At 56.0% G+C, this 9643-nt stretch carries 9 protein-coding genes and 1 tRNA gene; 1 reads left to right on the forward strand and 9 read right to left on the reverse strand.

Annotated elements, in window-relative coordinates; genetic code table 11:
- The 9 genes from AC5OW4_RS12755 to AC5OW4_RS12795 form a co-directional block, all read right to left on the reverse strand.
- Nucleotides 1-1553: hypothetical protein (locus tag AC5OW4_RS12755; protein ID WP_493677041.1), on the reverse strand; the 1553-nt coding region annotated here is incomplete at its 3' end.
- Between the two features lie 12 nt (nt 1554-1565).
- Nucleotides 1566-2990: an SWIM zinc finger family protein gene (locus AC5OW4_RS12760; protein ID WP_072684482.1), complete on the reverse strand. Its 1425-nt coding sequence runs from the start codon at nt 2988-2990 to the stop codon at nt 1566-1568.
- A gap of 252 nt (nt 2991-3242) precedes the next feature.
- Nucleotides 3243-3821 carry a hypothetical protein gene (locus AC5OW4_RS12765; protein ID WP_493677042.1) on the reverse strand — a complete coding sequence of 193 codons (579 nt, stop codon included), beginning with the start codon at nt 3819-3821 and terminating at the stop codon, nt 3243-3245.
- Nucleotides 3818-4327, reverse strand: a complete 510-nt coding sequence (locus AC5OW4_RS12770; protein ID WP_295771081.1) for a tRNA (cytidine(34)-2'-O)-methyltransferase — start codon at nt 4325-4327, stop codon at nt 3818-3820. Before AC5OW4_RS12770 ends, AC5OW4_RS12765 begins: the two co-directional genes overlap by 4 nt.
- On the reverse strand, nt 4324-5022 hold the full coding sequence (locus tag AC5OW4_RS12775) for a TIGR01906 family membrane protein (protein WP_493677043.1): 699 nt from the start codon (nt 5020-5022) through the stop codon (nt 4324-4326). The genes AC5OW4_RS12770 and AC5OW4_RS12775 overlap by 4 nt, the downstream gene beginning before the upstream one ends.
- A complete protein-coding gene (locus AC5OW4_RS12780; protein ID WP_072684485.1) occupies nt 5009-5599 on the reverse strand; it encodes an XTP/dITP diphosphatase in 591 nt (196 codons plus the stop codon). The genes AC5OW4_RS12775 and AC5OW4_RS12780 overlap by 14 nt, the downstream gene beginning before the upstream one ends.
- Complete coding sequence (locus AC5OW4_RS12785) at nt 5584-7242, reverse strand: B12-binding domain-containing radical SAM protein (protein WP_493677044.1); 1659 nt, start codon at nt 7240-7242, stop codon at nt 5584-5586. The genes AC5OW4_RS12780 and AC5OW4_RS12785 overlap by 16 nt, the downstream gene beginning before the upstream one ends.
- A 122-nt stretch (nt 7243-7364) precedes the next feature.
- Nucleotides 7365-8345 carry a hypothetical protein gene (locus tag AC5OW4_RS12790; RefSeq protein ID WP_295771093.1) on the reverse strand — a complete coding sequence of 327 codons (981 nt, stop codon included), beginning with the start codon at nt 8343-8345 and terminating at the stop codon, nt 7365-7367.
- Nucleotides 8345-9421, reverse strand: a complete 1077-nt coding sequence (locus AC5OW4_RS12795; RefSeq protein ID WP_295771095.1) for a M42 family metallopeptidase — start codon at nt 9419-9421, stop codon at nt 8345-8347. Before AC5OW4_RS12795 ends, AC5OW4_RS12790 begins: the two co-directional genes overlap by 1 nt.
- Before the next feature lie 142 nt (nt 9422-9563).
- On the opposite strand from AC5OW4_RS12795, the gene AC5OW4_RS12800 reads away from it, so the two are divergent.
- Nucleotides 9564-9638: transfer RNA gene (locus AC5OW4_RS12800), tRNA-Gln, on the forward strand.
- The last annotated feature ends 5 nt before the right edge of the window (nt 9639-9643 follow it).

Raw genomic sequence — 9643 nt, forward strand, 5'->3', positions numbered from 1 at the left:
CTTCCGATCTTGGTTTTCTTGAACAGTCCCTTCTCCACGTTCCGCTGTCCCGTTAACAGGTCGATCCAGCGCAGATCGAATGTCTTCCCTAACGGAATAACTGCCGTGTCTTCCTGAAGTGGATTGGCGATCAAGGCGCTGCGGTAAACGTATTGCTTTAAAGCCTCATCGTATTCCACACAGGCCCAGAGCTGATTGAAAAAGGAACGCGGCTGACCGGCAAACGCTTCCGTCAATTCCTCGTATGCCTGCTCAAAGTTCTGAATCAGACGCATCCGGGCGTACAGCGCGGCGGTTTTGTCCGGCCAGCGCTGAACAAGCGTCTTGATCAATGCTTCGGCCGCGTCGTTTTGATCCGCCAGCCAGCTGGTGAACACGATTTCCAAAACGGTTTCACTCAACGTCCGCTCGCAGCTGCCGGCGACCAGATAGGCTAACGGCTTGACCCGCGCAAAGCGGATATGCGTGCGGAATGGCTTTTTTTGATGATCGCGGACCGCGCTGAACGCAGCGTCCTGATCGAGAATCCAGCTCACCAGCTCCGTGATGGCCGGATCGGTTTTATAGGCGAGAAGCTTCAAGGATTCGATCAGCGCCTTTTCCGCATCGAGCGTAGGCAGCGCCTGAGCTTCCAGCACAGACTGCAGCTGTTCCTTCACGCTGGCGCAGACCAGCGCGGTGATCTCAGGATCGTTGGTATAGCCGGCATAGTGCAGAAAACGGCTGTTTTTACGGATCTTTTCCAACAAAAACGCGTCGACCTTCGGATCGCGGATGCGTGTCAGGGCGTACAGCGCAGTTTCTTTCAGCTTCCCCTTTTCGTTATTGGCAATCTGCATCAACAGATCACAGTTGTCCGGATCGCAGGCCAGTCCCCGGATGATTTCCTTCAAAATCGCCGGCTGGGCCAGCGGAACCATCGTCCGGTAGAATGCATTTTCCCGGTTTCCCGCCAGATCGACGATCAGCCGGATCCGCCGCAGCATCGCCTTCTTGCCGGCGGGATCGAAGCCTTCCTTTAAAAACGGAACGATCCCCGCCCCGCAAGAACGCAGAATCTGTTCGTTAAGTTCAGCCAGTTCGCCATACGCGTCGTCCAGGTCCGCGATCAGCGCCGGCAGCACGCGGTAGTCCGCGAACCGTTCAGGATGATGCTGATACGTTTTTTCAATAATTTCGTAGCGTCCGCTTCCGGTTGTCGTCAAAGCCTGAATCAACGGTTTCAGCTGGGAATAGCGGATGTCGGTATAGGCTTTTTCTGCCGGCAGAACGATCGCTTCACCGGCGGCTTCCGTTTTCCAATCCGCCTGGGTGATCAGCAGCGCTTCCAACAGCGACAACGTTTCCAACAGCCGGTCCGCGAACAACTCGGGATCGTCCGCCAGACTTTGAAGCAAATTGTAAAGCCGCTGGAACACTGGGGATTTCGCGGCGAGCACGCCGACCTTTTTCTGTAATTCTGGCAGCCGCGGGTCGCTGAGCAGAATCATGCCGCCCGCCGCCAGTCCCGTCCGCAGCCGGGTTTGCAGATCAAATAAAAGTTGCAGAATCATTTCCGCCACCTCCTAGTACAACAGCCGGACGATGTGTTCGGCGCTGATTAAACTCATCGGCTTCGCGATGAGCCGGTGGGTTTGGGCTTCGTAGGAAAACAAGAGAAGCGCGCATTGGTCTGCCAACAATTTCTGTTCAGGCAGTGCCGTCAGCGCCATCAACGACATTCCCTCCAGCGGCGAAAGCGCAAGCGCCTCGCCCTGCCGGTCCAACATCACAAACTCCTCGTCCTGGCGGCGGATCTCGGCATACGCGACAAGCGCCGCGACTTCATTTTTAACGAAGGGGTTTTTCAGCTTGTTTTTAACGTCCTTGATCACCGTTTCCAGCGTTTCGCCGGCGGCTTGCCGGATCCGGGCATAATCGTCCCCGTTCAGCGGCTCGGTTGTCCTTGTTTCTTCATAGCGCAGCCGGCGGTTGCCGGCGCCGGGGTACAGGTAGACCGTGGGCGCCTTGATTTTCATCAATACGCTGTCTTCTTCCCGGATGTATTTCTCCGCCTTTTTCGGCCGGATATGAATTGTTTTATGAATTTCATTGAGCGGATGGACAAACCAGAACCCTTCCTCCACGGTTTCCAGATGCGCTGAATCATAACGCACGCGGAAGCCGAGCTGAATCAGAGACTGTTCCCCAATCTCAAAGCCTTGTTCCTTCAAGTCGCTGAGATTCCAAATCGTGCCGAGTCCCTCTTCTATTCCCTTTTCTTCGGGAGTCACCGGCTGATCCTGAAGCTTCTTGTTCAGATACTGCCGGCCCTGCTTTACCGTCTGATTCAGCCGCAAAAGTTCGGTAAACACCGCGTCGTAAGTTCCCTCTGAAGTCTGAGCGGTGCGCGCTGCCGCGATCAGCGTCACAAGCTGGCGCTGAATGCCGGGCAGATAATAATCGTTCATCTGCTTCGCCAGCGCTTCGTAATCCTTAAGCGAATTGTTGACAAACGCGCTTACGCCGCTGCGCACGAGATCCCGCAGCATTCTGTCGCAGACGTCCAGTCCCTCCATCTGCTTCAGCCAGCGTTTTTTATTCGCCGTCTTCTTCGTTTTCTTCGGCTTTGCCTGCGGCGGCTCGGCATCCGTTTCCGGCTGGGTGCTCCGCTTCGCCAGCCGCTCGCGCTTTCTGAGGATATCCTCCGGAATCGCGCACGTTTCAAACGCCGCTTTCTGGGCTATCGCGTACAACAAGCCGAGGCTGTGCTTGCACGGAAACTGCCGGCTCGGACAGCTGCACCGGAATACCGGATGCGCCGGGTCCAGAAAATCGGCGGACGTCGTATAATTAGAGCTGCCGCTGCCCTGGCATTCTCCCCTATAAAAAGTATCGTCCTCGCTGCGAACCAGCCTGACAAATTTGCCGCTCTGAACAAGCGCTTTCGCATTCTTCAGTGCGTTCGCGTTGACAGCCTGTTCCGCGATCCAGCTTTCTTTGATCTCCATACCGTTCCTCCTGACTTTGTGATGCTTTAATTTTACCATAGATGAGGAAGAACGCAGTAAGAGATCGTCCGATTTACGAAATTCTTCATCGTTAGAATCCCGCCCCAGTTTCCCCCGCCCTGCTCAACGATTGCCGGATACGGAGATTGTAGGATAAAGAATAAAAAAAAGCCCGAAAGCAAAGCAGCGAACCGGCTTAAGGACTTCTTGAATTTCTTATGATCTATGCGAATTGTTTTTCGCTGGAACTCACTATGACTTCACATTCTCCGGCGCCAGAAAATCGCGGTAGAGCGCTAAGGGAATCTGAATCAGCGCCAGCATCAGCTGCAGCGTTGCCAACGACCCCACGGCGATTCCGGCATAGGCAAACTGCTGGATCGCTTTGAGCGTAGTGAGGGAAAAATAGCTGCGCGTTACAAAAAAACCGCCGGCGATCACCATGACCAGCTCGCATCCGATCAAGCAGCCTAAGCCCCTACGTTTACGTCGGAGATTCTTATCCTTGCCGCGCTGGGTGAAAAACATCGCGGCGACCAGGAGAAAGCCGATCTGCGGCCAGGCCAGCGCCGTTACCGCACTGCTCAGCCAGTCGGAAAAGGCCAGCGGCGTCGCCAACAGATTCAGGATCGTCCGCCCCAGCCACGTTCCCTCTACCCAGGGATGGTGCGTCAGCGCCAGCACATCCTCAATGCTGCGCAGCTGGACTAACAAATACCCCATCCGGGCGTTGGCAAAGGCAAACACGGCCGCGCACGCACATCCTGCGCAGAACAAAATACAGATCCGGCGTTTTTCGGTTTGAAGCAGACGGTTGAACAACGTGATCATACCAACAGCCAGTCCTCTCCCTTGATGTGCTCCGTTTTGCTTAAGCCCGGATAATCGAGCTGACGCAGCACTTCATAGACGCAGATCGCGACGCAGTTGCTCAAGTTCAGGCTGCGGGCGTCGGCAACCATCGGCAGCCGCGCGCAGCGTTCGAGATGATCGCGCAGGATCGCCTTGGGAATACCTGTGCTTTCGCGGCCGAACACCAGATAAATATCCTTTTCAGTCCGGGTATAGTCGAAACTGGCCGGCGGCTGCTTGCCATAGCGGGTTAAGAAGTAAAACTCCCCGTCCGGATTTTGCGCGCAGAACGCCGCCCAATCCGGATAGACGCTCATCTGCAGCTTTTCCCGGTAATCCATCCCGGAACGGCGGATCTTCTGTTCGTCTAACGAAAAACCCAGCGGCTCGATTAAATGCAGCCGGCAGTTCGCCGCGACGCAGGTCCGCATGATATTGCCGGTATTCTGCGGAATCTCCGGCTCATATAAAACAACGTGAATCACGCTTGAACGCCTCCTTTGCTTTCAAACCACGCCAAGCCCAGGCAAACCAGATAGCCCAGCCCGAACCCGCCGAGAATCCGGAATACCAGATTGAAGAAAAAGGTTTCCGGAACCATCATGATCAAGACGTCGGTGTTGGGGTCGAGCAGCCACAGATCGTTGCGGAAAAAGATGTGGTGGAACATCGTCCAGAATTCGTTGAAATCGAGAAACGCGTAAAACGCCAGCGCCCCCGCCAGACCCATCAGCACCGCCGAGGTTTTTAAAAACATCTTCGCCGTCTGCCGCCGCAGCGCCTTATCCTTTTTCATCACCAACAGACACAATCCCACGATCACGATCGCCGCCGCCAAGTTCCGCACGCTCATCGCGTTGAGATAGAGTGCCTGAACGTCGACCATGTGGTCTTTTTCCCGCTGATTGAAAACCTCCTGCACCTGGCCATTGATGACGGCCTGAACGTCGAGATTTTCGCGCTTGCCCTGGGTGTAGTCCAACAGCACGTCGGTCGTTAAATCCAGATCTTCCTCGCTCATGCCGATCGTCTGCGCGGTGTTCAGCTGGCGGTATTGATCGGCGTAAAACGGCCGGCTGAAGCAGTTGAGATCAACCGACGTCAAAATCAGCACGGCGATGAGTGCCACCGACCAGACCGCCTGCAGCGCCTTGACGAGAAACGAATCAGTTTTCTTCATGATGTAAATACTCCATTAACAAGCGCATCGCCTTGCCGCGGTGACTGACCTGATTCTTTTCTTCCTCACTTGCCTCAGCAAGTGTTTTGCACAGCGGCGGATAATAGAAAATCGGATCGTAGCCAAAGCCCTTACCCCCGGCGGGCTGGAACGCAACCGTTCCTTCGACCGTCCCCTCAAACACCTCGGTCGGCCTGTCCGGGCGCGCCAAGGCGATCGCGCAGACAAACCGGCAGGTGCGGTCCGCCTGGCCGCTGACGCGCTCGATCAGATTCCGGTTCTTGATTTCATAGCTTGTATCATGGCCCAAATATCGGGCTGAATACACGCCGGGTTCCTTGTTTAACGCGTCGATTTCCAATCCGGAATCATCGGAAATCACAGTGCAGCCCAGCTGCGCGCACAGCGCTTCGGCTTTGATTACGGCGTTGGCCGCAAATGTCGTTCCGGTTTCCTCCGGCTCGGCAAACGTGCCGCATTCCTTCATGCCGATCACGGTGATCCCCAGCGGCGCAAACAGCGTGCGGAATTCCTCAATCTTATGTTGATTGCCCGACGCAATTACGATTTTATCCATTCTTGTTGTTCCTCCTCACTGAGCCAGATCCGCCGCACCGGCTGTCCGGGAACGGCCAGCACGATCTGAATCTGAATCCCGCCGGCCTGCCAGCCGACGTCAATTTGGGTATAATTATAAACCTGCTGCTCGTCAAAATCCATCCGCTGAACTAAATTCCTGCGGATTTCCTTGCGCTCCTCGGCGCTGAGATGCCGGATCGCCAGCGGCTTCTGGCGATGGGCAGACTGCATCAGATAATCGGTATTGACCCGCGCCTGCGCTTCCGATTCTCCCAGCAGCGGCGTTAACACCTCGATCAGCAGCTCATAGAGATCTTTCAGCTGATACGGATGGGGCAGCGCTTGCAGCCGCGCCCCGGCCTGCGCCATCAGGGCATAAGCGCTCAACTGGGGATGCTCCGCAAAGACGCTCTGTAAACAAGCCCGGCAGCGGCCGCTGTTGAGCAGCTTTTCCGTCGCCAGATGCACCCGCTCCACTTCCGCCAGATCCGCTTCGCTCAGCCACGCTGTCTTCGTCACGGTATACGGCGTCTGCGCTTCAAATTCCATACCCCAGCCCGGCGCGCGTGCGATCATCGCGGTCCCCTTTAATAATTTCAGGATGCCGACCTGCAGCTCGCTGGGACACACGGCGAACAACCCGTTGTAGGATTGTTCAAAACTGGCCCGATCCTCATACGGCAGCCCCGCGATCAGATCCAGATGACAGATGTAGCCGCGCTTTAACAGCCGGCTTGTGACCTCAAGCAGACGCTGGTTGTCCTGCCGCCGGTCCACCGCTTCCAGGGTTTTGGAATTCAGCGACTGCACGCCGATTTCAAAGCGGTAGCGGGCCGGATCGGCTTCCTGTTCAAAAAAATCCAGCATCGCTTCGCTGATCGTATCGGCGACGACCTCAAACTGGAAATTGATCGAAGGCGGCAGCGTTTCAATAAACCGCGCAATCCGCAGCGCCCGCTCGGGCATCACGTTGTACGTCCGGTCTAAAAACTTCACCTGCTTGACTGCCCGCTTGGCCAGCGGCGCCAGCTGCCGCAGGACATACGCTTCCGAGAACATCCGCACACGGTTGTCCGCCGAGGACAGGCAGTACGCGCAATGATACGGACAACCCCGCGAGGTTTCAAGATAGAGGTAGCGATGCGCCATTGCTTCCTCGTCCATCGCCAGCCAGTAAGGACTTTCCAACGTTTCCAGCCAGTTCAGGTCCACTCGTGCGTAAGCAACCGGACTGACGTAATCGCGGCTGACTAACCCGTCGATATCCGCTTCCCGGCGCACCGCCTGCCAGAACGTCTTCTCGCCCTCGCCCCGCAGCACCGCTTCAATCCCGGTGTCCAGCCAGTCTTCGCATTGATAGGAAACCTCCGGACCGCCGATCAGAATTCGGACATGAGGCAGCTTGCGCTTGAGAATCGCAATCCATTTCCGGGTCAAATCCGCGTTCCAGATATAGACCGAAATTCCGATCACCTCCGGCTGCCGCGAAGCAATCTGATCGCTGATCCGTTCCAGATCATCCTTGATCACAAACTCCATCAGCTCGACATCCGCCTCCGAAATCCGGCTGACATACAGCCAGCGCAGCGCCAGATTTTTATGGATATATTTGGCGTTGAGCGTGGTTAGCACAACTTTCATGTTTTATCACCTTTGCTATTCTAGCAGAAATCCCCTCGCTTTTCTATCCCCGGATCCCGCCGCAAACCGGTTTCGACAGAAAAAAAACTTTCCTTATGCCCAAGCCTAAGGAAAGTGCAATTTCAAGCGTTCAGTTCTTCTTCAATCCATTGAATCGCCGGGTTTTCGCTCAGTATCTGATCGATCAGCCGGTTCATCTCGTCGACGCTGCGGCCGCTGTTGTGCGCGGAAACCAACGTGACCCAGCGGTCCGGTTCGTCACTGCGCTGCGCCTGCAGCAGCAGCATCGGCATCTGGAAGCTCTCAAACCGACGCCGGCAGCGCAGCCGCAGGATCGGCGCCAACGTCTGGAAATGGAGCGTTTTCCCGGTCTCCAGCAGTACGCCGTGATGGACGATCAGCTTGAACGAAGGATAATAAGCCGCCTGCTCAAAGTCGTCCGCCAGGCGCTCGTACAGGCCTTTTTCGTCAGCTTCTTCCAGCTGCTGATAAGCGGTCTTTCTGTTGTAGCGGCCGCTTAAGATCAGCAGCACGCCGGCCATGCCCAGGCCGATCAAAATCAGAACGTTGGCTAAGGGAAAGGCATGCTGCGCACCCTCGACTAACATCAGCGAACCGATTTCACCCTGCAGCGTCGTCAGATCGGCGTTCTCGTCGATCAGCATCTGCACGACTTCCAGCGCGTACTCCTGCAGCTGCTGCGGAATCGCTGCGCTTAAGCCTTCAACCACCAACGGCAGCGGTGCGATATCCGTGTCGCCGTAGCTGTAATCAATGATCGGCCCGCAGCGTTTCGCCGTCGCTTCGCTCAGCATCACAATCCGCCAGGATAACCCGTCGGACGCTAAATAATAATGATTGGTCTTGTAGCCGTCGCTGCTGCTGGCAAACTCCTCGGTGCACAGCTGGATCTCATACTTCGCCTGTTCGTTGATCAGCGTTGTTTCGGTTAACGGCTTCGGCCCGGCGGACTGGAATACTGTATTCATGAGGATCGGGAAAAGCACCGCGCCCACAAGCAGGACCACGCCCAGAAGCATTCGCAGATAATTGCGCTTCAAGACCGCGTCGATTGGCCCCAGCGTTCTCCATGGGGATTCCATTACAAACCGTCCACGTCCGCCGCGCTCACAGTGTCGATGATGGCTTTCGCCAACGCCACAGCGGCTTCCACATCCGCCAGACAGGCGATGCCATGATGCGAATGAATGTAGCGGACTGGAATGCCCAGGACGACCGTCGGAATGCCGCGCTGACTTAACTGAATCATCGCGCCGTTATTCCCGCCGCCGCTGCGTACCGATTCCTGCACCGGAATCCCCCGGTCATGAGCCAAGGTCAAAACCTGACGCATCCAGCGAGGGTTGGCAATAATCGAGCGATCCATGTGCCGCAGCATCGGCCCTTTTCCCATCGCCGTCTGACAGAGCCAGTCTTCCGTAAACGTATCATCCGCCGGACAGCCCTCAAACACGATTGCCACGTCCGCCTCCAGCTGATGCAGCGCCGTCTGGATACCGCGGTCGCCGACTTCCTCCTGACTAGACAGACAGGCGGCGACATGATTGCGGTGAACGGCTGGATCGATTTGATCCAGCGTTTCCAATAACGCCGCCACGCCGATCCGGCAGTCCAGCGCCTTGCCGATAATCAAGCCCTTCTCCCTCTGGATTTCGCATGTCACATCCGGCACGACCGGCGCACCGATATCAATTTGAAATACATCGCGGGTTTCTTCCAGCGAATGCGATCCGACGTCGATCACCATCGCGCTGATCTCGAAGGGCGCCCGCCGTTCACTCTCGCTCATAAAATGCACCGGCTTGGCCGCAACCACGCCGCTGATATACTCTCCCCTGCGGTTTCTGACCTTCACCTTATGCGCCGGCACGGTATTCGCCGCCCAGCCGCCTAAGGGCAGAAACGTCAGCGTGCCATTCGGTTTGATCGCCTGGACCATAAACCCCAGCTCATCGCTGTGAGCGTCCAGCAGGATCCGGACTTCCCCATCCGCCGCCTTGGGCTGGATGATCAAATTCCGCATGTGATCCTCGCGCACCGCATAGCGTGTTTCGTCGATCCAGCGCCGGGCTTCCGCCGCCGCCAGATCCTCAAAGCCGGACACGCCGTAAGCGTCGCTGAGCCGCCGGATCATCGTCAGCTGTTGTTCTGAATTCATAAAATCCCCTCACTTCTTTATCCATTGTAATCAGGAAGCGAATTTTTTGTCAATCAGGGATTCTAAAACTTTCCAGAAAAAGAAAAATTTTCAGGGTTGACTTTCTTTGAAAAAAGGGTAGAATATAAAAGCACCAAGTCATTGGGATGTAGCCAAGCGGTAAGGCTGTGGACTCTGAATCCACCATGCAAAGGTTCGAATCCTTTCATCCCAGCCATAAAA

This window comes from Holdemania sp. (assembly GCF_986127675.1).